At 48.7% G+C, this 26,655-nt stretch carries 21 protein-coding genes and 1 pseudogene; 15 read left to right on the plus strand and 7 right to left on the minus strand.

What is annotated here, in order from left to right; translation table 11 throughout:
- Positions 1-25: 25 nt before the first annotated feature.
- Together PBN151_RS27520 and PBN151_RS27525 are read right to left on the minus strand one after the other, a co-directional pair.
- Positions 26-1,234, minus strand: a complete 1,209-nt coding sequence (locus tag PBN151_RS27520) for an NAD(P)-dependent malic enzyme (RefSeq protein WP_021253453.1) — start codon at positions 1,232-1,234, stop codon at positions 26-28.
- Between the two features lie 186 nt (positions 1,235-1,420).
- Positions 1,421-2,305 carry a LysR family transcriptional regulator gene (locus PBN151_RS27525; RefSeq protein ID WP_021253452.1) on the minus strand — a complete coding sequence of 295 codons (885 nt, stop codon included), beginning with the start codon at positions 2,303-2,305 and terminating at the stop codon, positions 1,421-1,423.
- A 256-nt stretch (positions 2,306-2,561) separates the two neighbouring features.
- Here PBN151_RS27525 and PBN151_RS31580 point away from each other — a divergent pair, with 256 nt between their 5' ends.
- Positions 2,562-2,714, plus strand: coding sequence for an RAxF-45 family protein (locus tag PBN151_RS31580; RefSeq protein ID WP_161627129.1), 153 nt, complete (start codon positions 2,562-2,564; stop codon positions 2,712-2,714).
- Between the two features lie 104 nt (positions 2,715-2,818).
- The gene (abc-f, locus tag PBN151_RS27530) at positions 2,819-4,801 is read left to right on the plus strand and encodes a ribosomal protection-like ABC-F family protein (protein WP_072731837.1); all 1,983 of its coding nucleotides are present in this window, start codon (positions 2,819-2,821) and stop codon (positions 4,799-4,801) included.
- Between the two features lie 210 nt (positions 4,802-5,011).
- Here the strand turns inward: abc-f and PBN151_RS27535 are convergent, their stop codons facing one another.
- Entirely contained in the window at positions 5,012-7,081 is a 2,070-nt protein-coding gene (locus PBN151_RS27535; protein ID WP_072731839.1) for a transglycosylase domain-containing protein, read from the minus strand.
- 397 nt (positions 7,082-7,478) lie between these two features.
- On the opposite strand from PBN151_RS27535, the gene speE reads away from it, so the two are divergent.
- From speE to PBN151_RS27550, 3 genes are all read left to right on the plus strand, one after another.
- Entirely contained in the window at positions 7,479-8,306 is an 828-nt protein-coding gene (speE, locus tag PBN151_RS27540; protein WP_072731840.1) for a polyamine aminopropyltransferase, read from the plus strand.
- Positions 8,307-8,337: 31 nt separating this feature from the next.
- A complete protein-coding gene (speB, locus tag PBN151_RS27545) occupies positions 8,338-9,207 on the plus strand; it encodes an agmatinase (protein ID WP_072731842.1) in 870 nt (289 codons plus the stop codon).
- A gap of 158 nt (positions 9,208-9,365) precedes the next feature.
- Complete coding sequence (locus PBN151_RS27550; RefSeq protein ID WP_072731873.1) at positions 9,366-10,328, plus strand: alpha/beta hydrolase; 963 nt, start codon at positions 9,366-9,368, stop codon at positions 10,326-10,328.
- Between the two features lie 68 nt (positions 10,329-10,396).
- On the opposite strand, the gene mraY is transcribed toward PBN151_RS27550, so the two are convergent.
- The 3 genes and pseudogenes from mraY to PBN151_RS27560 form a co-directional block, all read right to left on the minus strand.
- Positions 10,397-11,353: a phospho-N-acetylmuramoyl-pentapeptide-transferase gene (gene mraY / locus PBN151_RS27555; RefSeq protein WP_021253446.1), complete on the minus strand. Its 957-nt coding sequence runs from the start codon at positions 11,351-11,353 to the stop codon at positions 10,397-10,399.
- 176 nt (positions 11,354-11,529) lie between these two features.
- Positions 11,530-11,685, minus strand: a pseudogene (locus PBN151_RS32145) (deaminase); the annotation flags it as partial.
- 178 nt (positions 11,686-11,863) lie between these two features.
- Complete coding sequence (locus PBN151_RS27560; RefSeq protein WP_072731846.1) at positions 11,864-12,130, minus strand: hypothetical protein; 267 nt, start codon at positions 12,128-12,130, stop codon at positions 11,864-11,866.
- A gap of 297 nt (positions 12,131-12,427) precedes the next feature.
- Here PBN151_RS27560 and PBN151_RS27565 point away from each other — a divergent pair, with 297 nt between their 5' ends.
- The 5 genes from PBN151_RS27565 (at position 12,428) to cstA (ending at position 19,331) form a co-directional block, all read left to right on the plus strand.
- Complete coding sequence (locus tag PBN151_RS27565; RefSeq protein WP_065292895.1) at positions 12,428-12,922, plus strand: YwiB family protein; 495 nt, start codon at positions 12,428-12,430, stop codon at positions 12,920-12,922.
- A gap of 39 nt (positions 12,923-12,961) precedes the next feature.
- Positions 12,962-14,638 (plus strand): arginine--tRNA ligase, encoded by a 1,677-nt coding sequence (gene argS, locus PBN151_RS27570; protein WP_072731848.1) that lies wholly within the window; start codon positions 12,962-12,964, stop codon positions 14,636-14,638.
- Between the two features lie 167 nt (positions 14,639-14,805).
- On the plus strand, positions 14,806-16,596 hold the full coding sequence (locus PBN151_RS27575; RefSeq protein WP_072731850.1) for a sensor histidine kinase: 1,791 nt from the start codon (positions 14,806-14,808) through the stop codon (positions 16,594-16,596).
- A complete protein-coding gene (locus PBN151_RS27580; protein WP_072731851.1) occupies positions 16,571-17,326 on the plus strand; it encodes a LytR/AlgR family response regulator transcription factor in 756 nt (251 codons plus the stop codon). Before PBN151_RS27575 ends, PBN151_RS27580 begins: the two co-directional genes overlap by 26 nt.
- A gap of 208 nt (positions 17,327-17,534) precedes the next feature.
- Positions 17,535-19,331, plus strand: coding sequence for a carbon starvation protein CstA (gene cstA / locus PBN151_RS27585; RefSeq protein WP_072731853.1), 1,797 nt, complete (start codon positions 17,535-17,537; stop codon positions 19,329-19,331).
- A 103-nt stretch (positions 19,332-19,434) separates the two neighbouring features.
- On the opposite strand, the gene PBN151_RS27590 is transcribed toward cstA, so the two are convergent.
- A complete protein-coding gene (locus PBN151_RS27590) occupies positions 19,435-20,577 on the minus strand; it encodes a S8 family peptidase (protein WP_072731854.1) in 1,143 nt (380 codons plus the stop codon).
- A 456-nt stretch (positions 20,578-21,033) separates the two neighbouring features.
- On the opposite strand from PBN151_RS27590, the gene rpoE reads away from it, so the two are divergent.
- The 5 genes from rpoE (at position 21,034) to fba (ending at position 26,596) form a co-directional block, all read left to right on the plus strand.
- Positions 21,034-21,585, plus strand: a complete 552-nt coding sequence (rpoE, locus tag PBN151_RS27595) for a DNA-directed RNA polymerase subunit delta (protein WP_021253437.1) — start codon at positions 21,034-21,036, stop codon at positions 21,583-21,585.
- Positions 21,586-22,134: 549 nt separating this feature from the next.
- Positions 22,135-23,736 carry a CTP synthase gene (locus PBN151_RS27600; protein WP_021253436.1) on the plus strand — a complete coding sequence of 534 codons (1,602 nt, stop codon included), beginning with the start codon at positions 22,135-22,137 and terminating at the stop codon, positions 23,734-23,736.
- A gap of 236 nt (positions 23,737-23,972) precedes the next feature.
- Complete coding sequence (locus tag PBN151_RS27605; RefSeq protein WP_021253435.1) at positions 23,973-24,371, plus strand: response regulator; 399 nt, start codon at positions 23,973-23,975, stop codon at positions 24,369-24,371.
- Positions 24,372-24,633: 262 nt separating this feature from the next.
- Positions 24,634-25,620, plus strand: coding sequence for a Gfo/Idh/MocA family protein (locus PBN151_RS27610; protein WP_083545358.1), 987 nt, complete (start codon positions 24,634-24,636; stop codon positions 25,618-25,620).
- Positions 25,621-25,741: 121 nt separating this feature from the next.
- A complete protein-coding gene (gene fba / locus PBN151_RS27615; RefSeq protein ID WP_021253433.1) occupies positions 25,742-26,596 on the plus strand; it encodes a class II fructose-1,6-bisphosphate aldolase in 855 nt (284 codons plus the stop codon).
- Positions 26,597-26,655 lie beyond the last annotated feature (59 nt).

Here is a 26,655-nt window from a genome sequence, read left to right on the forward strand (position 1 = left end):
AAGCGACTCATTACAACAAGGTGACTTAGACGCGATATACAGGCATCTTCTTCACCTGTGCGACTCCTGTTTCGATCGCAACCTGAGCAATCGCAGATGCAACGCTAGGCACGACACGCTTATCGAGCGGGTTCGGGATAATATACGTCGGGCTGAGCTCTGCATCGGTAACGATAGCCGCAATACCGCGGGCTGCCGCCAGCTTCATATCATCCGTAATATCTATAGCACGAACATCGAGTGCGCCGCGGAAGATGCCAGGGAAAGCGAGCAGGTTGTTCACTTGGTTCGGGAAGTCCGAACGACCTGTACATACTACTGCCGCTCCAGCAGCAAGCGCTTCGTCCGGGAAGATCTCCGGCGTTGGATTCGCCATTGCAAATACGATCGGCTTCACATTCATGGAGCGCACATGCTCCTGCGTCAGCACCTTCGGTGCGGATACCCCGATGAATACATCTGCTCCGCGTACAACATCAGTCAGCGTACCGCGTAGATGTCCGCGATTCGTTACCTTCGCCATGTCTGCCTGCGCAGGATTCATCCATTCCTCGCCTTCGCATACTACGCCCTTCAGATCCACTAGGGCAACATGCTGAATGCCTGCCTTCAACAGCAGCTTCGCTATGGCAATGCCTGCAGAGCCGGCGCCATTGATGACAACGCGTACGTCCTCCATCTGCTTATCTACCACTTTCAGTGCATTGATTAACGCAGAGAGCAGCACGATAGCAGTGCCATGCTGATCGTCATGGAAGACGGGGATATTCGTTTCTTCCTTTAAGCGCCGTTCAATTTCGAAGCAGCGTGGTGCCGATATGTCCTCCAGATTAATACCGGAGAAGGTAGGCTCCATATTTTTGACGATGTTCACGATCTCATCTACACTTTGCGTGGATAGACAGATTGGGAAGGCATCGACATTGCCGAACTGCTTGAAGAGCATGCACTTGCCCTCCATGACCGGCATAGCCGCATAGGGACCGATGTCGCCGAGGCCGAGAACGGCCGAACCGTCTGTCACAACGGCAATCATGTTGCCGCGTGACGTATACTCGTTAGCAGCATTCGCATCATTTGCAATCAGGCGGCATGATTCAGCCACCCCTGGTGTATATACAAGGCTCAGATCCTCTGGGGATGTCACCTCAATTTTGCTAGTCACTTCAATCTTGCCGTGCAGCTTCTTATGAAGTTGTAACGACTCTTCTTTGATGTCCAGTGCGACTGGCATACTACAATCAGCTCCCTGTTTATCATTCCAAGGAGACTCGCTGCTGAACATAAGCCCCGCAAGCCCCATGCTACCATTGTGCTACGTTAGTGGGGAAAAGGGAAATACGTTCCGCATATAAGCTAATAAATTTTATTTATAGTAACGAAATGGAAGTTATGTCCTCTGTTATTTATCCGTTCGGCGTTATGCTTCTTGAAGTGGGAGCTGGCGCATGCACTCGATCATGCTGAGGCAGTCTTGCGACAGATGATGTCCTTCCTTCCAGCATAAATAAATATAGAAGTACAACGGATCCTCAAGTGGTATGGCTACAAGACCAGGCATATTTTTGACCGCCATAGAGACGATTAGGGAAATGCCTGCCCCACTGGCTACCATCGACTTAACGGTCTGAATTTCATCTGATTCAAATACAATATTCGGCTTGAATCCGTATGTTCCACAAGCGAGCATCAGTTGTTCATGATGTACATAAGCTTCCGTCAGCACGATAAAATGTTCATGCTTGAGTTCAGCAATGGATATGGACTCTCGAGTCGCGAGTGGGTGAGTGTCAGGCACACACACGTTTAAGTGATCCTCATAGAGCAGCACAGAATGGAGATCGGAGATTGGTTCTTGATCTGCCTGTCCGATAATGCCTAAATCCAGCTTACCCTCTTGCAGCAGCTCTGTTGTAATGCGAGAACCGTACTCGGTTACTTTAAATTGCACATGCGGATACCGCTTCCTTATGTAAGCGAACATGGAAGGGAACAGATAGGCTCCGATAATTGGCGGCAAGCCAAAATGAATGTTGGAGCTGTTATAATTACGAACCTCTACAATAGCTTCATCAATTTCAGACAAAATGTTATCGACTCTGGCTAGAAATAACGCCCCCTGCGGCGTGACATGCACAGCCTTCTCTTTCTTATTGCGTTCGAGCAATTGCACACCTAGAAATTCCTCCAGCCGATTTACAGCGGCTGTAATGCAAGGCTGGGACACATACAGCTGTTCAGCTGCTTTTGTAAAGCTATGCTGTTCAGTAACGGCCTTGAAATATTCAAGTTCCCGCAAATTCATGATGCTTGGTTCCCTCCGATATGATAATCCGATGCGAGTCCTATTCTACAAGAAACGAAGACGTTCTTCGATGGATAAAGATTACAAAAGAATGAACTTAGGTATAACCATTGTACATCAAGATGATCCTAAGGGAAGCAAGTAGGGGTTGGGCAGGGTATCCAGCTGTCCCTTTACCGATATTCTAAAATGTGGTAATATATATGAATAACATGTTCTTCGGACTGAAGAACAGGAACAGGAGGTGAGGTAGGAGATGAATTTCAATACGCCGAACATTCGTATTAGCCAACTGCCAATGGCAATGTTTGGAATTACCCATGATGTAGCTCTCAACGGGATACGTGTGTCCATTTTTACTAATACGAATACGACAATACGGCGTGAAGACTCTCCTGCCTTAACCTGATCGGATTTAGGTTTATTTAGGGCTGTAGGGATTTTTCCCTGCAGCCTTTTTTTGTTCCAGACCGGGAGGCAGCGTCTTGCTCACGCCCCGAGGGGGATATCGACATGATCATTAGCCTATGGCATGTGAAAAAATATTACGGAGCAAACTTGGTGCTCTCAGATGTGTCATTTGAAGTAAAAGACGGAGAAAAGGTTGGACTGATTGGCCGCAATGGAACGGGGAAGACAACAATTTTGCAGATGCTAAGCGGGACATCCACACCGGATCAAGGGGATCTGTTTATCCGCAAAGGCGCGACAATTGGATTGCTCGATCAGGTACCTTCTGCCCATGAATCCGCTTCTGTATATGATGTATTTGCTGAGAGTTATGCGGAAGTGCGCCGCCTAGAGCAAGAAATGAAGCAGGTGGAAGTGACCATGTCCGACCCTGCTATCTCTGCAGATGAGAAGAAACTGAACCATATTCTGCAGCAGTATGGACAGATGATGGAGCAATTCGAGCGGGCAGGCGGCTATGAAATGGAGGCCTCGATTCGGCGGATCAGTGCAGGACTCGGGATCGCGGAAGAGCAATATAGCCGCCCCTTCTCCTCGTTATCTGGGGGAGAGAAGACGAAGGTCGGCCTGGCAGCGCTGCTGCTGAGGCAGCCTGACATTCTGCTGCTTGATGAACCAACGAATCATTTGGATATGGCGGCCATCGAATGGCTGGAATCCTTCCTGCTGGCTTATTCGGGGGCGGTAATGATTGTCTCGCATGATCGCTATTTCCTGGATCGAGTTGCAGGCAAAATGATTGAGATCGAAGATGGGGAAGCGTTCATTTATCATACGAACTATTCCGGCTATCAGAAGGAGAAGGAAGAACGGCTGCTGCAGCAATTCGCTAGCTATCAAGAGCAGCAGAAGAAGATTAAGAAGATGCAGGATACAATTAAGCAGCTGATCGAATGGGGGAATCGTGCGAATCCGCCGAATCCAGGATTTCATCGCCGGGCAGCATCGATGCAGAAGGCGCTCGATCGTATGGAGAAGCTCAAGCGTCCGATATTGGAGCGGAAGACGATGGATTTGAAGCTGAAGCAGGAGGATCGTTCTGGCAAGCAAGTGCTCGTGCTGGATGGGGTTACGAAGGCATATGGGGAGCGCAAGCTGCTTAGCGGGGTGAACGGGCTTCTGCTGTACGGCGAGCGTACAGCATTGCTTGGCAGCAATGGTGCTGGGAAGAGTACCTTGATGAAGATGCTGCTTGGCCAGGTTGATCCAGATGGCGGAGATCTCCGAGTCGGTTCGCGTGTGGAGGTTGGCTATTTGGCGCAGGAGGAAGCTCCGCCTTCCGAAAATAAGACGGTTCTTCGATATTTCTGTGAGGAAGTGGCCATGGAAGAGGGAGAGGCTAGGGGAGAACTGGCTAGATTCCTGTTCTATGGAGCGGATGTGTTCAAGCGAATTGCGCAGCTGTCAGGAGGAGAATGGAGCAGACTTCGATTGGCTCTGCTCATGTACCGGAAGCCGAATTTGCTCCTGCTCGATGAGCCAACCAACCATTTGGATATCGACTCCAGAGAAGCATTGGAGGAAGCGTTGGAGAACTTTCCAGGTACACTTCTAGTTATCTCGCATGATCGTTATTTCATTAATCGGGTTGTAAGCAAGCTGTGGGTGCTGGAGCAGGCAAGATTGTCTGTGCATATTGGGAACTATGATGAATGCCGGGATAAGCTGCAGACCTGGATGGATCACTCACGACAGCTGGGGGCGGTGTCTACTGGTGCACATACGGATGTGAACACGGTAGAGAGGAAGTCGCAGCAGCAAGATTCGAAGGCAGGCGATCCTGCTAAGAGACATGCAGATGACGTGCTTCCAAAGCAAGTGACGCGGAAGGGACAGACTGCACCCCAATGGGAGCGGGACATTGCGCTAGTAGAGGAGCAGCTGCGACAACTGGACGAGGAGATGGCTGCCTTGTCCATGCAGACCGATCAGGAGGTAGATTGGACGCTATTGATGGCCAAGCAGCAAGAACTGCGGCAGCAACTGGAAGAGTTGTATGCTGGGTGGTTATCTATGGAGGAATAGTGGATTTGCCTAGAAATCAACAAACAATGGAATCCGCTGTTCCACAGTGTCAATAACAATGGAATCAGCCCACTAGAAATAGAAAGACGCTTCCTAAACCACTGGATTCGTGGGAAGGGAAGCGTCTTTTTTTCATACATGTTCCTATCGATATAGGTCATCAAATTGCTGGGACTCCGGGACAGCCTCGTTTCACATAGATACCGTTCCTTAATCCCCCCACCAGCGCTTCAAGTGCTGCCACCACGAACGTTTCTCAAGCTCTTTCGTTGGTCGCTTCTCTTCGTCTTTCCTCTGGTCTGTCGGGGATTGAACATGAAGATCGCACCAAGCGGTGGGCTCGGTTCCACTTACGAATGTCTCCAGACGTTTATTCGGGCAGTTATCTCCTGCGAGCTTCCCAGTATCCGGATCAATATAGACGCTAACTACATTGTCTGGAACGGCAAATATTTTAGGTGGGACGTTGGACAATGCCTGTTCGGTATATTCAGCGAATATAGGCGCTGCCTTATGAGATTCCGTAACGGATATCATTCTGTCCTTGTCATAGCCGACCCAGACGGCAGTTGAGAGTTCCGGCGTATATCCGACGATCCAAGCGTCCGTATCTGTCGTTCCTGTCTTGCCAGCGACAGGGCGTTTCATGCTGGTCGCTACGCGGCTGCCTGTTCCACCGGTTTCGAATACGCTCTCCATCAGGCTGGTGAGCACATACGCATCTGCTGGATTGACTACCTGCTCTTGTTGAATCGGTGGAGCCTCGTATAGGACACTGCCGCCGCTGTCGGTGACCTTCAAGACGGAGCGGGGGATCACACGCTTGCCTTGATTACTGAACACACCGTATGCGGATGCCATCTCCAGTGGACTTACTGGGAATGTACCTAGCGCAAGAGAGGGGAGTGGCTTCATGTCACTGTCGATGCCAAGCCGCCGCGCAAGGGAGATCACCTGCTCAGGGCCAATCTGCATAATGGTACTTACCGCATAAATATTGTCTGACACAGCAATGGCGCGGCGCAGATCGATCTCGCCATAATATTTGCCGCCATAATTACTTGGCTTATATTGCTGTCTGCCATTGTCATATGTGAATGAAGTCGGCTGACTGACGAAGTGAGTCGCCGCTGTGATGGCTCGCTTCTCGAGTGCTGTTAGATAGACCAGCGGCTTGAAGGATGATCCAGGCTGGCGCGTGTTGGCGAATACACGATTATATTGATTTAGCCGGTAATTCTTGCCGCCAACCATCGCCTTCAAATAGCCGTTGCGTGGATCGATCGAGATAAGAGCAGCCTGCAAATCCCCTTCTGCAGGAATATACTTGGCGACAGCCTGCTCTGCTGCCGCCTGAGCCCGTTTATCCAGTGTTGTATATACACGCAGACCCCCAGCCTCGATTGCTTGATCGGAAATGCCGAGTGAATCGAGCTCCTGCCGGACATAATCTCGGAAATAGGGGGCGACAAGCAGCTCGCTTCGCTCCTCCCTCGGTCGAATGGCCAGCGTTTCATTGTAGGCTTGCTGTGCCTGCTCTTGGGTGATGTATCCGGTCTCCACCATGCCCTGAAGCACAACCTTTTGTCTGTCCTTCGCATTTTTCATATTGAAATAGGGAGAATAATAGCTTGGGCCGCGTGGAATGCCTGCAAGAATTGCACTCTCTGCCAGCGTCAGGTCACGAGCCTTCTTGCCAAGGTAGAGCTGAGCGGCGGCCTCGATACCGTATGCGCCATGGCCGTAATATACCTGATTCAAATACTGCTCCAAAATATCGTCCTTGCTGTATTTCATCTCCAGTTGAAGTGCATATTGCGCTTCCTTCACCTTGCGAGCCCATGTCCGATCGTGGTTGAGATACAGGTTGCGGGCAAGCTGCTGTGTCAAGGTGCTGGCGCCTTGTTTTTTGGACATTGATTCGATATTGACGAGCATTGCGCGAGCAATTCCTTTGAAGTCGATCCCGACATGACGGTAGAATTGCCGATCCTCTGTGGCAATGGTTGCATGAATGACGTCCGGAGCGATATCGGTCAGCGTAACCGGATGCTGCTGCTTCTGCCCGCTTGTTAGTGATGTAAGTTCCGCCCCCTGGCTGTCATAAATGAAGGAGGGCTTCTGCATATCAGACACAGGCAGATCCGTCATATATAGATACCCGAGCAGGATGCCGCAAGCACCTAGAAGGAGCGCGATTGAACCGCCAATGATTTTCAGCCATAGCCGCCACCCGCGCTTCCTCTTTTTCTCAGTCTTTTTGCCGCTTAACCGCTGCATGGCAGCGCCTCCTGTTCGACCGTCATCAGGCCATTTTGTGGTTACCATTCAGTATGGAAAAAGAGGAGGAAGGTTATTCCTTTTTGCTAGAATAAATTCACCGTTCACAAACTGTAAAAGGGTTGAAAACTATGAAAAACAGAATATTCTAGAGCATTTGTCAAAATTCCAAAAATCCAGTGATAAAGCAGCTTTCAGAGCTCTAATAGCTCTGAAAATTGTGCAAATATTCAACTTGACTTCGGAAAATGATTGCATTTTGGGGGGGAACCGATATAATACTTTGTGTTTGGTGCAAAATGGAGATGAAGTGTTACGAATGTTACACATAGGAACCATTACGAGCATTTCGGGAACTAAGCCAACGATACCATGATTATGAAAGAAGGTTGATGTTATGGAATTGTGGTTTACAGAGAAGCAAACGCCTACCTTTGGCATTACGGCAAAAATCCGCGAAACATTCGTGGAGGAGCAAACGCCGTTTCAGCATTTAGCGATGCTGGATACCGAAGAATTTGGACGGATGCTCGTATTGGATGGCATGGTTATGACGACGATCAAAGACGAGTTCGTATACCATGAGATGGTGGCACACCCGGCCCTTGTAACTCATCCGAATCCGAAAAAAGTACTTGTCGTCGGCGGCGGCGACGGCGGAGTTATCCGCGAAATCATGAAGCACCCTGGAGTAGAGAAGGCAGTTCTCGTTGAAATCGACGGCAAAGTCATCGAATACTCCAAGCAGTACTTGCCTGAAATTGCGGGCGAACTGGACAACCCGCGTGTAGAAGTTGTCGTGAATGATGGATACATGCATATTTTGAACAGCAAAAATGAATACGACGTTATTATGGTCGACTCCACAGAGCCGGTAGGCCCTGCGGCACCGTTGTTCGAACGCGGCTTCTACCAAGGCATCTATGATGGTTTGAAGGAAGATGGCCTGTTCGTAGCGCAGACGGATAACCCTTGGTTCAAGGCGGACTTGATCCAGCAGGTGAACCGTGACGTGAAGGAAATCTTCCCGATCGTACGCGTGTACGGTGCGAATATTCCGACCTATCCAAGCGGTCTCTGGACGTTCACAATGGGCAGCAAGCAGCACGATCCGCTGCAAGTGGACGAAGCACAGATTCCAGAAATGGAGACGAAGTACTACTCTTCTCGTCTGCACAAAGCAGCCTTCTGTCTGCCTAAATTTGTAGAGGATCTGTGCAAATAAGATAGCGCAGGAAGAAGGAGGAGCGTAGACAATGAAAATAGATCAAAAATATTCGGGCAATGTGTTCATTTGCAGCTCTGATGATTACGAAGGAGCAAAGGCCGTCATTTATGGCATGCCAATGGATTACACGGTGTCCTTCCGCCCAGGATCGCGCTTCGGCCCAGGCCGTATCCGCGAAGCATCGGTAGGCTTGGAAGAGTACAGCCCGTATCTCGATAGAAGCATTGAGGAATTGAATTACTTCGATGCAGGCGACTTGCTGCTGCCATTCGGCAATGCGGCGAAGAGCCTGGATATCATCGGGGAATTCGTAGGCAAGCTGCTGGGCGATGGGAAGTTCCCAATCGGCCTTGGCGGGGAGCACCTAGTGACATGGCCTATCCTGCAAGAGGTGTACAAGAACTACCCTGATCTCGCTATTATTCATATTGATGCGCACGCTGACTTGCGGGAGCAGTATGAGGGTGAGCCTTTGTCTCACTCCACACCAATCCGCAAGGCTGCTGAGATGATCGGCGGCAAGAACGTGTACCAGTTCGGCATTCGCTCTGGGTCGCGTGAAGAGTGGGCATACGCTCGCGAGAACATCAATTTCTTCCCGTTCGAGGTAGCGGAGCCTCTGAAGAAGGTTCTGCCTGAGCTGGCTGGCCGTCCGGTCTATGTCACGATCGATATTGATGTGCTTGATCCAAGCTGCGCACCGGGAACAGGAACGGCAGAAGCGGGAGGCATTACGTCGAAGGAATTGCTTGAAGCGGTTCATTCGATTGCTCGTTCGGAAGCCAATGTTATCGGATGTGACTTGGTGGAAGTTGCGCCAATCTACGATCCAACCGAGCAAACGCCGATTACGGCGAGCAAAATCATTCGTGAGATGCTGCTCGGGTTCGTAAAGTAATGTAGTCTGTAACAAAGCAGCATCGTCCAAGCGCACGGAATCTGCATGCAGCAGAGGAAGTGCGCTTGTTTTTGTAAGAAGCAGCAAAAGGGCAGGGCTTAGACATGCGTTGCGGTCCCCTTTAAAATATAGAGAAAGGGAGGATGAGAATGAGTAAGATGAAGATTTTACTTATTTCGATCACAACCGTATTCATTATTATCATCGTTGCATTAGGATTCATAGGGAATCATTTTTACAACATAGCGCTTAATCCGGAGACGGAGCGTCCGTTCCTCGACAACAATCCGGATCTTGATCGGGCGGTTCCGACGATGCAAGTAGATGGACAGGAGACGCAAGGAAATGAGGTGGCAAAAGAATGGATCGAAACGAAGCATCACGACGAGGTCACGTTAGCTTCTTTCGATGGTTTGAAGCTGCAGGGCTATGAGTATCGGCAAGAGAATCCCACGAATAGGTGGGCCATTGTCGTTCATGGCTATACGAGCTCCGGTAAGCAGATGTCGTATGCGGTCAAGAGATTCTATGATAAAGGCTATCATGTACTGCTCGTCGACTTACGAGGACATGGAAAGAGCGAGGGCTCCTATATTGGAATGGGCTGGCATGATCGACTAGACATGATGGGTTGGATTCGCCATATCGTCGAAGCTAACCCCGAGTCTCAAATTGCCCTGTATGGGGTCTCCATGGGAGGAGCGACGGTTATGATGACCTCGGGAGAAGAACTTCCTGCGAATGTCAAGGTGATTGTCGAGGACTGTGGGTACACGTCGGCTTACGATGAATTCAGCTACCAATTGAAACGGCTATTTCATTTGCCTGCCTTCCCGATTATGACGGCTTCCAATGTGGTCGCTAATATTAGAGCCGGTTATGACTTGCAGGAAGCCTCTGCCTTGAAGCAAGTAGCAAAGAGCAAGACTCCTATTCTATTCATTCACGGGGATTCCGACATGTTCGTTCCATATGAAATGGTTCATGAGTTATATGATGCGGCAAATGTCGAGAAGGATCTGCTGGTGATCAAGGGTGCAGGACACGGCGGCGCTCATCTTGCTGGAGCGGTATATTGGAATAAAGTATGGGAATTCACAGATAAATTTATGGCGTCCTAACGAAATGACAACATGAACAGAAGCCCTGCCGCCTCAAAAGGCTGCAGGGCTTTCGTGTGCAACAACTGTTAAGATAAGAGGAACTTCCAAGCTAACCAGCATATCCCCACTCCGACCCACGAGATGAAGCCAAAGATAACGACGATCTTGTTCTCACTCCAACCGTATTTGAGCGAGTAATGATAGTGGATGGGCGCCATTCGGAACATTCTCAGCTTCGTTCTGCGGTAGTACCATACTTGTAGAATAACAGACAGTTGTTCTGCGAAGTAGACGAAGAAGAGAACCGGAATCAGGATCTCTACCTTCTCGAGAACCGCAAGGAATGACAGGGAGCCGCCGATGGCGAGCGATCCGGTATCCCCCATGAATGCACGCGCAGGATAAATATTATAAATGAACAGCCCAAGCAGACAGGCAATCATGATGAGCGAGAACATCTTCACTTCCATATGATCGGATATGAGGAAGAAGAAGAAATAAGTCGGGATCGACACATTGATAAGCAACCCATCCAGACCATCTGTAAAGTTAATCGCATTTGCCGAACCTACCACGAACAGTACCATAATTGGCACATACACGAGTAGAGGAAGATCGAGCGTTAGCCCGCCCCCAAGCACAATGGTCGTACTGACGTCAAAATGCTGAATGAGCACGTACAACAGAACTCCGGTAAAGGAGAATTGGAAGACAAGCTTTGCTTTGCCCGATATCCCGGAGGGATCCTGAAATACGGCCTTCTTCAAGTCATCCATTAGACCAACGGAACCGAATAGCAGAAACGTCGCTGCCAGAAACATCGTCATTGGCGATGGGTGATAGGAGACAGAGGTAATTACACCGATAATCAGGATAAGGCCGGCCATCAGCGGTGTGCCGCGCTTAGCTTGATGATCAGGCGGAAGCTCAGCTCGAATCGGCTGCGTCAGCTTCAGTGTCCGCAATCCCCAGATGAGCAATGGGGTCAATGCGGCAACGAGCAGGAAAGATACACTCGAAATGCCTAATAAGGAAGGGTTCACAGACATTCACCTATTTGTATGTATTTTGTATAGCTGAGTACAGTTTATTATAATTCAAGCCAATGGACAAATATTCCTTTTGTATCGGTGTGAAAACAGCAAATGCCAGCATCATTACGAATGCCGGCATCTGTATAAATGAACAAATATACTGCTTCAGGCCGTCCCTGATTCGCTTACAAGGAACCTGCCACAATATTGCCTTGATGAAAGACAGCTTGTCGATGTGCGCGCCTTGCGACGGCTTCAGCTGTGCAGCTTGCATCGACAAGCACGGCATCTGCCGCATCGCCAACTTGTGGCCACTGGCGTACGCCTTCTTGACTTGGTGGGCACGTCGGGTCACTCCTCTAATAAATGGATTGTGCGTCGCGGTTCCTTCATATAAACACTGGATTTCTCTATCAACAAGATTAGCATGAGAGAAGATGGGAGAAAAATAAAGATAAAGCATAGATCATAACGTGAAAAAGGAGCTGTCTAGGACAGCTCCCGTTCTATTCCGTATCGTTAGACTGCAGAGGTTCCTGTACGTCTACGGTGGTTGCGATGTGCGGTTCGTTTTGTGTTTCGAATCATCATATAAATGCATAGCCCGAACAGCGGAGCGATGACCACAATGGTCGTCATGCCGACTGTAAAGAAGACAGAGTGTTCAATGCGGATGCTGTCGATAACAACCCATACTGACGAAGATAGGTGGAGTACGAGCGTTATCAGGAGCAGCCAGTCGCTATGGTTCGTTAACCAAGTTAGAAGTACCGTCCATTCCACCATATATCGCCCCCATATTCCTCGAAATAATGACATAAGCTGAGCAATTATGCAGCAGCGGACAATCGAGGAATCTTTTACTACTATTATTATAATTGAGGGAAGATTCGAATTTCCACGTCTTTATTGAGGTATAACCTTACAAATTCGTAAGTTATCGTATTATGCCATAGATTGTCGATTAATTGTCCCTGCTATGCTTAGCTGTATCCCTAGGGCGCAAATAGGAAAAGGAGGTTGCAAAAGGCGGGCGTATACCGGATAATTTAGAAATCAGACTTTGGAGAATGGAGCTTGACAATGACGGAGCATCAGAGGGAAGCGGCTGATAGATTGCCGGTTCTTATCACGATTGACAGCCGACAAGATGATGAACGGGTCACGGAGCACGTACGGGGCGATTTATATCGGAAGGGTTCACATTTCTATATTCGCTATACTGAGACTCAGTCCCAGCCGGAGCGGGTGAAGCGACGAAGTGATTCTGCCGAAGATGCGAGCCGTACACAGGTTACACTGAAGGTGAGTGAGAACCAGGTGAAGCTAACGCGTAGAGGACAGGTTGAAGCAGAGCAGACATTTGCTCTTGGAGCGAGACAGAATGGTTACTATCGTTCATCTGCGATTCGCTTTCCTCTAACAACAGCGACATCGAAGCTGTCTTGGGACAAGCCTTGGCCGTTCGAAGGGCCGCTACAATTCGACGAATTGCGTATAGCGTGGTCGTATCAATTATATATAGAAGAACGCTGCACGGGGAAATTCAATATTCAATTACGTATTACACCCGCCTGAAACAGGCATGAACGATAAGATGCAGGAGGAACGAGACATATGAGCAGTGTAATGGAACGAGTAAACAATCAAGTGAAGCAAGCAATTGAGGATGCAATCGTACAGGCAGGTCTTGTAGCGCGCGAGGATATTCCTGCGTTCGTTATTGAGGTGCCGAAGGATAAGACGCACGGTGATCTGGCATCCAATGCAGCGATGCAGTTGACGCGCATTGCGAAGCGCAATCCACGCCAAATTGCTGAAGCGATCATCGAGAACCTGAACAAAGAAGCGGCTTCCATTGAAAGCGCAGAGATCGCTGGACCTGGATTTATTAATTTCCGTGTGAACAAGAGCTATCTTTACGACATCTTGCACGAAGTGAATGAAAAAGGCAGCGACTACGGACGGATTGCGGCTGGCAGCGGTCAACGCGTACAGGTAGAGTTCGTATCTGCGAACCCTACAGGAAGCCTTCATCTTGGACACGCACGCGGTGCGGCTGTCGGCGATGCATTGTGCAACCTGCTTGATTACGCGGGTTATGAAGTAACGCGCGAATATTATATTAACGATGCAGGGAACCAAGTGAACAATCTTGCGAAATCGATTGAATGCCGCTATAAGCAAGCATTGGGACAGGATGCAGAAATGCCTGAAGATGGATATCACGGTGTAGATATTAAGGGATTTGCGGAAGAGCTTGTTCAAGCAGAGGGCGAACGTCTGCTGTCCTTGTCTGAGGAAGAGCGCGAGCGTTATTTCCGTACTTACGGTCTCTCGAAGGAATTGGATAAAATCAAGCGCGACTTGAATCGCTTCCGTGTTCCGTTCGACGTATGGTTCAGCGAGACATCGCTCTACGAGAACAATGAGGTAACGAAGGCGCTGGATGCGCTTCGTGCAAGCGGACATGTATTCGAGCATGAAGGTGCAACATGGCTGCGCACAACGACATTCGGCGATGACAAGGATCGCGTATTGGTGAAGAATGATGGTTCTTACACGTACCTGACTCCAGATATTTCGTATCATATGGATAAATACGGCCGTGGCTTTGACAAAATGATTAACATTTGGGGTGCTGACCACCATGGATACATCCCACGTATGAAAGCGGCTATGGAAGCACTCGGTAATGATCCGGATAAGTTGGTCGTGTTGATTGCGCAAATGGTTAGCTTGTTCCAAGATGGCGAGAAAGTGAAAATGTCCAAGCGTACGGGGAAAGCCGTAACCATGGAAGATTTGATGGATGAAGTGGGCGTTGATGCAATCCGTTACTTCTTCACAATGCGTTCGATGGATTCCCACCTTGACTTTGATATGGACTTGGCGATCTCAACATCCAATGAGAACCCTGTCTATTACGTACAGTATGCGCATGCGCGTATTTGCAGCATTTACCGTCAGGCGGAAGAACAAGGGGTTGCGTTGCAGCCGTTGAATGAGCTGAATTTGGCGAAGCTGACGGCAGAGCATGAATTCGACCTGCTTCGCAAGCTGGGTGAGCTTCCAGAAGAGATTGCAGTTGCTGCCCGCGACTATGCGCCACATCGTTTGATTCGTTATGTGTACGAGCTGGCATCGCTCTTCCACAGCTACTACAGAGCAGAGCGTGTCATTACAGAGGATGCAGAGCAGACACAAGCCCGTCTAGCATTGCTCGGCGCTGTTCGTACAACAATTGCGAACGTACTTCGTCTGGTTGGCGTATCTGCTCCAGAACAGATGTAAGACAGCGCCTAACGAGAGTTACAATGTTCATTGCCTAATATAGAGCGTCCTGTGAGCTGAAACTAGCTTGCAGGACGCTTTTCTTGTTCCCACAATAGTTAGTTGTTCGGTAGAATAAGAACAAGAACCATCGAGAGGATCGAGCTAGAGAGAAAGTAGGTGACGGGATGCTGTATTTGCTTCCGCTGATGATCGAGCGGGTAGGCGTATTACTGATCATCGCATTTGTGCTGTCGCGTATGAAGTCATTTCGACATATTGTTCATAATGAACACGGTACAGCTGAGAAATGGCTGCTGATCTTCGTGTTCGGCGCGTTTGGGGTAATCAGCAACTATACTGGTGTGCAAATTCATAATAGCTCGGTATATTCACAAGCTTGGCATATGGATATAGAGACGGGAAGTGCCATTGCGAATACACGCATTATGGGTGTTGTCATTGGAGGACTGCTTGGCGGTCCATTTGTCGGAACAGGTGTTGGGTTAATTGCGGGCTTGCATCGCCTATCGCTTGGCGGCTATACCGCTGCTGCTTGTGGGATATCGACGATAATGGCCGGTATTATCACTGGGCTCGTTGGAAAGCGCTTTCGTATGATTCAAGGCAAGCATGCTGCATGGCATGCAGCGTTGATCGGCATAGGGATGGAGTGTGCGCAGATGGGCACCATCTTGCTCGTAGCGGAACCTTGGAGCTCTGCTTGGGAACTCGTCAAGCTGATTAGTGTGCCGATGGTCGCGGTCAATGGATTCGGCATTCTATTATTCATGCTGATTATTCAATCCATCTATGAGGAAGAGGAGCGCTCTCGGGCGCTGTTGACCCATAACGCTCTTCATATCGCCGATCAGACCTTGCCGTTTTTCCGTCAAGGGTTAAATAGCGATTCATGCCGAGAAGCGGCGTTGATCATATGGAAAGGTACGAATGCTGACGCGATCTCCATTACAGATGAGCATCACATTCTTGCGCACGTGGGCGCGGGGGACGACCATCATGTGCCGTTGAATGGAATATCCACGCAGTTGACGAAGCAAGTGCTGGAGGAGGGCATTGTTCATAAGGCATCCTCACGAGAAGAGATTCAGTGTTTCGAGCCGAGTTGTCCTTTGCAAGCTGCATACGTATTACCACTTAAGGTGCATGACCGTACGGTGGGCACATTGAAGCTGTACTTCAAGCAGCCCTCACGGCTGGATCGAGTAGAACGAGAGCTTGCAGAGGGTCTTGGCAAGCTGTTCTCCACCCAGTTGGAATTGGCGGAAGCAGAACGGCAGAGTCGGCTGCTGAAGGATGCGGAGATCAAGGCGCTGCAAGCTCAGGTTCACCCGCACTTTCTATTTAATGCCTTCAATACCATATCCGTTCTCTGCCGCACCGATTCGGAGAAGGCGCGCAAATTGCTGCAGCAGCTCAGTGTGTTTTTCCGCAGCAATCTGCAGGGCGCACGTAAGATGCTTATCCCGCTGCACAAGGAATTAGAGCATGTGGAAGCGTATTTGTCATTGGAACAGGCGAGATTCCCCGGCAAATATGTCGTAGAGACGGACATTGACGGTTCTCTTATGGACGTACTAATACCGCCATTCACGCTTCAGCCACTGGTGGAGAATGCGATTCGGCATGCCTTCTCCAAGGGATTTGCTTTGTCGCAAGGAATAGTATCGATTCGGGCGCAGGTGAATGGAGCTAGCGTGACGATTACGACCAAGGATAATGGGAAGGGCATAGCACCAGAGTCCATGGCCGCGCTTGGCAATGAGGCGGTTCCGTCTGCAGAAGGAACAGGCACAGCGCTGTGCAATATTGTGAAGCGAATAGAAGAACTGTATGGAAGCAGGGGCTCGATTCAAATCGATAGTACACTTGGAGAAGGGACATCGGTCACGATTACGTTGCCGATTCATTATAGCGAACGGGGGGACATCGATGTTGAAAGTATTTATCGTGGATGATGAGCCGCTAGCGCGTGACGAACTCTGTTATCTGCTTCGCCGCACGAAACGGGTTGACGTTGTAGGAGAGGCAGAATCGATGGAAGAGGCGTTGAAGCGCATAGGGGCGCTGCGTCCGGACGTCGTATTTCTCGATATTCAACTTGCCGAAGCGAGTGGGTTGGAGGCAGCAGAACGGTTGGGCGCGTTGGATGAGCCACCTGCGATTGTATTCGCAACGGCGTATGATGAATATGCGCTGCGTGCTTTCGAGTTGAACGCTGCTGACTATATTTTAAAGCCGTTCGATGAGCAGCGCATTCAGCTAACCGTCGAGAAGCTGGAGAAGCAGGGCTCGCGTTCAGTTACATTGATGCAGAATGAGGTAATATCACATTCCCGGTCTATCCCGACAGAACGGGTAGAGCGGCTTGCCATTACGACGGTGGATGAGCGCATTGTTGTTCTGCATGTGGATCGCATCGTGTACATCGGGTTTGAAGAGGGAAAGACAGTCGTCGCAACGACAGAACAGCGCTATCGTGTAGGAGAACCACTTAGTGTACTGGAGCGGAAGCTGATTCACCCATCCATTATTCGTGTGCATCGGGCCTACTTGGTGAATGTGGATCGCATTGTAGAGATTGAGCCATGGTTCCACTCCACATGCCAACTGAAGATGCAGGACGGATCCAGCTTGCCTGTGAGTCGTACCTATATGAAGGAACTTAAGCAGCTTCTAGGATTTTAAAATAGTGGCGTTCACTAATCATCCAATCAATTTTGGTATGAGATGGAGAAGAGGCGAATAAGGATAGAAGAGAGGGTTGAAATCGTTTGCATTTCAATCCTTTTTTTGTGCACTTCATCATGGACATGCGGCATTCTGCTTTGAAAACAGGGTAATGCTGTTTTCATAAGGTAAGATAACAGCAACAGCTCGAAAGGAGTGGACGATCATGAATGCGGTTTCAATAGTGATTGGTTCGATTTGCATCTTGATGATCACCTATCGCCTCTACGGAACATTTATGGCAAACAAAGTGTTAAAGCTAGACGATTCCAAGCCTACTCCGGCGCACGAATTAAATGACGGCAAGGATTATGTGCCGACGAATAAATGGGTGACCTTCGGTCATCACTTCGCAGCCATTGCTGCGGCAGGGCCGTTAGTTGGTCCGATATTAGCTGCCCAGTTCGGTTATCTGCCAGGGCTGCTCTGGTTGTTGATCGGTGCCGTTATCGGCGGTGCTGTACATGATGCGGTTGTATTGTTCGCTTCCATGCGCAAGCAAGGCAAGTCGCTCTCTGAGGTAGCGAAGGATGAGCTTGGGCCAGTGGCAGGCTTCTGTACGGGCCTAGCGATGCTGTTCATTATTACGATTACGATGGCGGGTCTGTCGATGGTAGTTCTCCATGCGCTTGAACACAATCCATGGGGAACCTTCTCGGTAGGCATCACGATCCCGATTGCCATGATGGTTGGGATTTGGTACAAGAAGACAGGCAATTTGAAGCTTGCCTCTACCGTTGGTTTTGTACTTTTGATGGTCGGTGTATTTATGGGTCCCTACATTCAAGGTACCGCGCTTGGCCAATGGTTGACCTTTGATATGAAGACGCTGGCAATTATTTTGCCGATATATGCATTCTTTGCGGCAGCACTGCCTGTATGGCTTCTCCTTGCACCGCGCGACTACTTGAGCAGCTTTATGAAGATCGGAGTATTCATTGCTCTTATCGTTGGTGTGTTCATTATCAATCCTGATATTCCATTCCCTGCCGTAACTGAATTCATCAACGGCGGAGGCCCAATACTGGCAGGCCCAGTATGGCCGTTCATCTCGATCACGATAGCTTGTGGAGCAATCTCTGGCTTCCACGCCTTCGTAGGATCGGGTACGACACCGAAAATGCTGGATCGCTGGAGCGATATTAAAGTCGTTGGCTTCGGCGCGATGCTGGTCGAATGCGTTGTAGGGATTATGGCACTTATAGCGGCAACTGCCTTGCAGCCTGCTGATTACTTCGCAATTAACTCAACGCCAGAAGCGTTTAAGACGCTGGGCATGAATGTGGTTCATTTGCCGGATCTCGCGCGAGAGATCGGTTTGAACTTGGAAGGCCGCACGGGTGGAGCTGTAACACTCGCAGTTGGCATGACGTACATTTTCACGAAGTTCCCATGGTTCGAATCGCTTTCGTCGTACTTCTTCCAATTTGTTATCATGTTCGAGGCGGTATTCGTCCTGACCGCAATTGATGCGGGAACACGTGTGGCGCGCTACATTATCCAAGACTTCTTCGGAGAAGTGTATAAGCCATTGAAACGAGTAGATTGGGTACCTGGCTCCATCTTTGCTAGTGCGCTTGCTTGCTTCTTGTGGGGATACCTGCTCTTCTCTGGCGATATTGGATCGGTATGGGCGCTGTTCGGGGTATCGAACCAGATGATGGCTTCCATCGGTCTTATCATCGGTGCTACGGTTATTATGAAGATTGCGGATAAGCGCTGGTATGCACTTACTTGTCTTGTGCCGCTCGCTTACTTGTTCGTAACCGTTAACTATGCGGGAATATGGATGATATCCAATGTGTACTTGAATCCAACTAATAAGGGCTACAGCATTCTTAATGCATCGTTGTCAATGATTATGATGGTGCTCGGAGTCATCATCCTCATCTCTGCAATCAAGAAGTGGACAGAGTTGTGGAACACGCCTCGAACGAAGCTAGATCCGGTAATGGCCTCCTAGACCACAGCACAACTACATGAATGAACTTCAAGGACAGTCGACTTGCTCGGCTGCCCTTGTTTTGTTTCCATCCATTCTCGTGTTTGTTCCCGTTCGGATCTCGTCAGCGTTCTGCTTCCTTAAGGAGGCGCATGACATCGATTTCTCCTAAACTACGAGAAGTAGTATTCCGGCTTCGCATCGGACTTGCCGATCGTCGCAGCAAGGTTTTGATTTCACCAGGCTTGAGACCAGGCTTCATGGCAAGCAGCAGAGCAATAGCGCCACTTACATGTGAGGTGGCCATTGAGGTGCCGCTCATTTCATGATATTTGCCCTTGATCCAAGCAGATACAATTTTATCGCCGGGTGCATAGATGTCGACGTAACGGCCGCGGTTGCTGAAGGAGGCAATTTTCCGAATTCGATCAGTAGCTCCAACCGAGATCGTCTGCAAGTAACGGGCGGGGTAATCAATAGACTTCCGCTTCGCATCATTGCCAGAGGAGGCGACAACGGTTACGCCAGCATTATAAGCGTTCGTGACAGCAGTGAGCAGCGACTTGCTGCGGGTCTTCATGCCGAAGCTCATATTAATGATATTCATACCATGGCGGACACACCAATCAATGCCTTGGATAATATCAGATACGAAGGCAGCTCCATTTTCATCGAATGCTTTAACGGGATGAATAATGGCGCGAGGAGCCACTCCGATAATGCCGTACATTTGATTGGCAGCGGCGATCGTACCTGCGATATGGGTGCCGTGGCCATTGTCGTCATGTGGGGGCAAACCGCGCTGGATCAGATTAATGCCGCGGGTGAGCGAGTGCCGAAGGTCAGGATGGTGGAAATCAGCCCCGGTATCAATGACACCAATATGAACACGATAACCGGTAGTCGTGCTCCAAGCTTGGGGTGCTTTGATGTGCTTAACCCCCCAAGGAATGCCGCGCTCCCAATTGACAGGACGCTGGGATACGGCGTGCATCGAGAGATGAATATCTTCTTCTACGATAACATCATAAGCGGTCGATAGCAGGGCGGAATCGAAGTCCGTTCTGGCCGGATATACCCAGCCATCAATGAGTGGAACCTTGCGAATATCAGCAAGCTCAGATCTGCTTGCTTCGAGTTCATGCAGCACCTCGGAACATTGTTCATACTGTTCATGGGTGCGGAAGCGGATGAGCAGTTGTCGTTCGCAGGGCTTAGTGGTACTGAGCCCTTGAATAAGTAACTGGAGTAAGCCCGTAATATCCAATGTCGAGTCCCTCCCGACAGTTCCTTTGTAACGGTTGTTCAAAAAGCGTACATATGATAATCAAGTGAACCCGAACGAATGTGGATCGGTTGAAGCGTCTTTTTGAACAGACAATTTTACATATCGTATGCATCAGACCCCGGCGTGGACTGGGGTAGATGCCTTTTTTGCGAAAGATAGGCCTTCCACCGTGTCAAAAGACTTCCACGGACATAGTATGAAGAAGAGCCGACGAAGGGCTTAGCACACCCGATACGGGGCGTGAGCCTTCATCGGGTGCGGATACAGTCGAACGCGAAGGGATTCCCTTCGCGTTTCTATTTTTTGTCCGACTTGTGGCATTTCCTCGTCTATAGGAAGAAAACTTGCATTTTCACTTGAGATCGGGTTTACTTATGTGTGAACATGGATAAGTGAATGCAATTTGAACTTTTTAGAGAGAGAGGATGTGTCCGAATGAGCACACCGCTGGATTTGAAATTAGACCCTGAAAAAGTGCAAGAAATACCGATGGTGGATCTTGCCTTCATGGTACTGAAAGCTGCCAACACGCCTTTCTATTACCGCGATCTCATGAATGAAGTCGCTAAGCTGCGGGGTCTGAACGAAGAGCAAATTAACGATGTCATTGCGCAGTTATATACGGAAATTAACATTGACGGTCGTTTTGCTTGTGTTGGCCAGAACCTGTGGGGATTGAAGCGCTGGTATCCGGTTGACCGTTCTGAAGAGGCGATGACCGGGGGTACACCTCGTCCACGCATCATTAACGATGACGACGATGATGATTACTCTGATGATGACGACAGCTTCAACAATGATGAAGAAGAAGACTTCGACTTCGTCGATGAAGATGGCGAAGAGGAAGAGGAGATCTTCGAGGATGAAGATTCTGATGTAGAAGATGATGTTGACATCGAAGAGGAAATCGATGAAGAAGATGCGGATCTGAACGAAGAAGAAAACGATGACTTCGAAGAAGAGGATGACCGGGAAGAGGATATGTAAGATCCTCTTCAGGATTTGATTTCGCATTTTAGAATGCCGCTTGCTTATTTTTCCTGTATATCCTAGCTGATCTGGGGTATGTTCAGGAGGGATACGTAAGCGGCATTTTCCATATAATCTGCCCCTGCGAAAAATCAACTCGATCTCCCTTGACACGAGAATGCCTACAGAGTAAACTAGCATATGGGCTTTGCATTTGCACGTAATTAAATAGAGTCATTTTCACATATGAAGAAAGTGCCCCGTGACACTACGGGAGTCACTTTTTTGTTTTTTTAGGATACGAATTGCAGTTTTTTATGGCTTTGTTGCCGATTGCAATTGGTACAATTTGATTCGTATAAAATAGCTCCCGTCCACTACGGAACACCATTTCCGGACATTTTAGACAGGAGCTTTTTTAATGACATTTTGCATCAATGAATATCGCATAAATGGGTTACGATAACATCATGAGATTATGGAACTCGCGTGTATCGAACCTGTTCTACAGACAAAGCCTCCCGAGAACATGTCTTGAATGCACTTGATCATAGGAGGGTTTCACCAGTGGCAAAGTATATTTTTGTAACGGGCGGCGTCGTTTCTTCTCTTGGTAAAGGGATTACGGCTGCATCCCTGGGCAGATTGCTGAAAAATCGGGGGCTCAAAGTAACGATCCAAAAATTTGATCCTTACATTAACGTTGACCCGGGCACAATGAGCCCTTATCAGCATGGCGAAGTATTCGTAACAGATGACGGAGCTGAGACAGACCTTGACTTGGGTCACTACGAGCGCTTCATCGACATCAACCTGTCGAAGAACAGCAACGTGACAACAGGTAAAGTGTATTCTACAGTTATTTCAAAGGAACGCCGCGGTGAATACCTTGGCGGAACTGTACAAGTTATTCCGCATATTACAAATGAAATCAAAGAACGCGTATTCCGTGCAGGTAAGGAATCCGGTTCTGATGTAGTTATTACCGAAATCGGTGGTACAGTCGGCGATATCGAGAGCTTGCCGTTCTTGGAAGCAATTCGTCAAATTAAGAGTGATGTAGGCCGCGACAACGTGATGTATATTCACGTTACCTTGATCCCTTACATCAAGGCTGCGGGCGAAGTAAAAACGAAGCCGACACAGCACAGTGTCAAAGAATTGCGCAGCATCGGTATTCAACCGAATATGCTCGTATGCCGTACAGAACATGAGCTTGCAGAGGATATGAAGCGCAAGATTTCCTTGTTCTGCGACATTGATGCGAATGCGGTTGTAGAATGCCGTGACGCTTCCACGTTGTATGAAGTACCATTGATGCTTCATGAGCAAGGAATGGATGATTATGTTGTAAATCATTTGAAGCTTCAGACACCAGAGCCAGACATGGTGGAATGGACGAAGCTTGTTGACCGTGTGAAGCAGCTTCAAGGACAAGTTGAGATTGCAATCGTTGGTAAGTATGTTGCTCTTCATGATGCATACTTGTCTATCGTAGAAGCATTGGCTCACGCAGGTATTGATGCAAATACAGAAGTCAATATCCGTTGGGTGAATGCAGAAGAGATTACAGAGGAAAACGTAGATGCAGAGTTGTCGGGTGTACACGGTATCTTGGTACCAGGTGGATTTGGCGATCGTGGTATCGAAGGTAAAGTAACAGCGATCCGCTATGCGCGTGAACAACAAATTCCGTTCTTCGGTATTTGCCTTGGTATGCAAGTTGCGGTTATTGAATATGCACGCTCTATCGCAGCATTGAATGGCGCGAACAGCTCCGAAATCAACCCAGCAACAGAATATCCGGTTATCGATCTGCTTCCAGAGCAGAAGGATATTGAAGATTTGGGCGGCACAATGCGTCTTGGTCTGTACCCTTGCAAGCTGCAAGAGGGATCACTCGCTATGTCTTGCTACAATGATGAGCTGGTGTACGAGCGTCACCGCCATCGCTATGAATTCAACAATGAATATCGTGAAGTAATTGAAGGTGCTGGATTGAAGATTAGCGGTACGTCCCCAGACGGGCGACTGGTGGAAATTGTCGAGCTTCCAAGCCATCCATGGTTCTTGGCTGTTCAGTTCCATCCAGAGTTTATTTCTCGTCCGAACCGTCCGCAGCCATTGTTCCGTGAATTCGTCAAAGCGGCAATGAAGCACCGTGGATAATAACGCATAAAATATATGAAGCGAAGGCTTTCCTAATTGGAGAGTCTTCGCTTTTTTTTTGCTTTTATGTGGGAGTTGTGATGTTTTTCCTGAAAGAAGAAGGATTTTATTGTAAAGAAGCGAATATGTACAGTACATGTGGAGTGGTAAAATAAGCATGCAGTGTGAGAGATTAACTCATTCGAACTAGAGGATGCTGCACACTCGCTCGTGAGACGCGGTGGGAGGGGTACCAGTTGAGTAATAAGAAAGTATTGATTGTCGATGATCAGAATGGTATTCGGGTTCTTCTCATGGAAGTGTTCAGTAGCGAAGGATATACGACCTATCAAGCTTCCAATGGCAAGATGGCGCTTGAGATCGTAAGAGAGGAGTCGCCGGATATTGTCCTGTTGGACATGAAGATACCGGGCATGGATGGGTTGGAAATTTTGAAGCAGATCAAGTTGATGAAGCCGCATATGAATGTGATTATGATGACCGCTTACGGCGAGTTGGATATGATTAAGGAAGCTACGGACCTCGGAGCATTGATGCACTTTACGAAGCCTTTCGACATCGATGAGATGAGGGTTGCGGTCAATATGACATTAGAGCAGGGACAGCCGAATAATCAGATGACTATGCCTTCTTAGAAGTGGCGTACGAACGATAAACAAGAAACATGCCGGGGGATGCCCTGGCCTTCTTCAATGTTATCTGAGCAAGGTCGGAGGAAGGCCTTCAATTTTGCTATGTGGTACGAAGAACGAAGAATTGGACATGCCTCTAGTGGAGGGCGCTCAGCAGAGACCCCATTAGGGGCTTTCCTCGTTTCTCGTGTTGTCTAAATCCTGGCCTATACTTGCTAAGCAAAATAACATCAGTAAGACAATAAGGGATCATACAGGGGTGTTAATGATGATACGTGTAGCAGTTTGTAGTTATTGGCATGTTCATGCAGAAGAGTATACAGATTTTATCCTTCATCATCCAGATACAGAGCTAGTTGGAATATGGGATGAAGATGCCAAGCGCGGTGAGCGCTATGCAGGCCGTTATCATGTGCCTTATTATCCGGACTTGGATGACATGCTGCTGAGAGAGGATATTGATGCGATTGTTGTAGTAGCGCCGACTTCCCTTCACGAGGATATTATGGTGAAGGCAGCGGAAGCTGGCAAGCACATCTTCACTGAGAAAGTATTAGCGCTTACGTCAGCTGAAGCGGATCGCATCGTGAATGCTGTGGAAGCAAATGGTGTTGTGTTGAATGTTGCTCTTCGGAAGCTGTGTGAGCGCGATATTGTTACGCTGCGTCGAATAGTAGAAGAGGGTGCTATAGGCGATGTATCGCTGGTCCGTGTGCGTATGGCGCATAATGGAGCACTGGCAGGATGGCTGCCAGAGCATTTCTACAACCGGGCGGAATGCGGCGGTGGGGCAATGATTGATCTTGGCTGTCATCCGATGTACATTACCCGTGCACTGTTGGGAATGCCTGAGACCGTAACTGCGTCGTACGGCTATGTTACGGGTAAAGAAGTAGAGGATAACGCAGTTGCGCTGCTCCAATATACTGGAGGTGCCATTGGAATTGCTGAAACAGGGTTTGTTACCGGTCAATCCCCGTTCATGATTGAGATTCATGGTGCAAGAGGAAGCATTATGTACGGAATGCCGGATGAGCAAATACGCATTCGTCTGAATGAGGGGGATGGCGAATGGAGCATCGTTCCATTTGATGAACCGATCCCGAATATGTTTGAGCAATGGGTCGGTCATGTGCAGTGCAGAGAAGTGAGCATGGACAACGTAAAAATGGCGCTGGACCTGACAAAATTGATGGAAGCGGCCAATGAGGCAGCGGTTTCGGGGAAAGCGGTTGCCGTAAACGTAATGTAGCTGTTTTGTCAAGAGGTTGTTTACTTTTTCACGCTCAATTGTGATATAATAACACCGTATAAGATGTCGGCTATAATCTAGATAGACAGACGACGAACAACTTCCTAGGAGGATGGAGACCATGCCATTAGTTTCGATGAACGAGTTCTTGCCTAAAGCAAAAGAAAACAAATTTGCAGTAGGTCAGTTCAACATCAATAACTTGGAATTCACACAAGCAATTACAGAAGCGGCGATGGAAGAAAACGCGCCAATTATCTTTGGTGTATCCGAAGGCGCTTTGCGTTACATGGGAATGGAGTACACAGTAGCAATGGCTGAGGCAGCTGCTAAGAAATCCGGCTTGCCAATCGCTTTGCACCTTGACCATGGTAGCACATTTGAAGTAGCTATGGCTTGTATTCGTGCCGGATTCTCTTCCGTTATGTTCGATGGTTCCCACCATGCATACGAAGACAACATCCGTTTGACTAAAGAAGTCGTTAAAGCAGCTCACGCTATGGGCGTATCCGTTGAAGGTGAATTGGGTACAATCGGCGGTGTTGAAGACGATCTTCACGTAGACGAAGATGCAGCTCAATTGGCTAACCCAGAAGAAGCAATCCGCTTCTACGAAGAAACTGGCGTAGATGCACTTGCAATCGCTGTTGGTACTGCTCACGGCATGTACAAAGGCGAGCCTAAACTTCACTACGATATCATTGAAGCAGTAGCTTCCAAAATCCCAGTTCCAGTCGTATTGCACGGCGGTTCCGGTGTACCTGACGAATCCATCCGCAAGGCGATCGCAGCAGGTGCAGGTAAAATCAACGTGAACACAGAAAACCAAGTTGCTTGCACAGCGGCTATCCGCGAAGCATTGGCTAAAGATGCGAACGTTATCGACCCTCGCAAATACTTGACGCCAGCACGCAATGCAATGGTTGAAGTTGTTCGCAACAAAATCCGCTTGTTCGGATCCAACAACCAAGCATAATCGATACTCATATTTATGTTTACGAATGCGGGAAAAGCACCGGTTCGCCGGTGTTCTTC

Origin of the sequence: Paenibacillus sp. NAIST15-1, assembly GCF_001894745.1 — a bacterium.
GTDB lineage: Bacteria > Bacillota > Bacilli > Paenibacillales > Paenibacillaceae > Paenibacillus_B > Paenibacillus_B suaedae.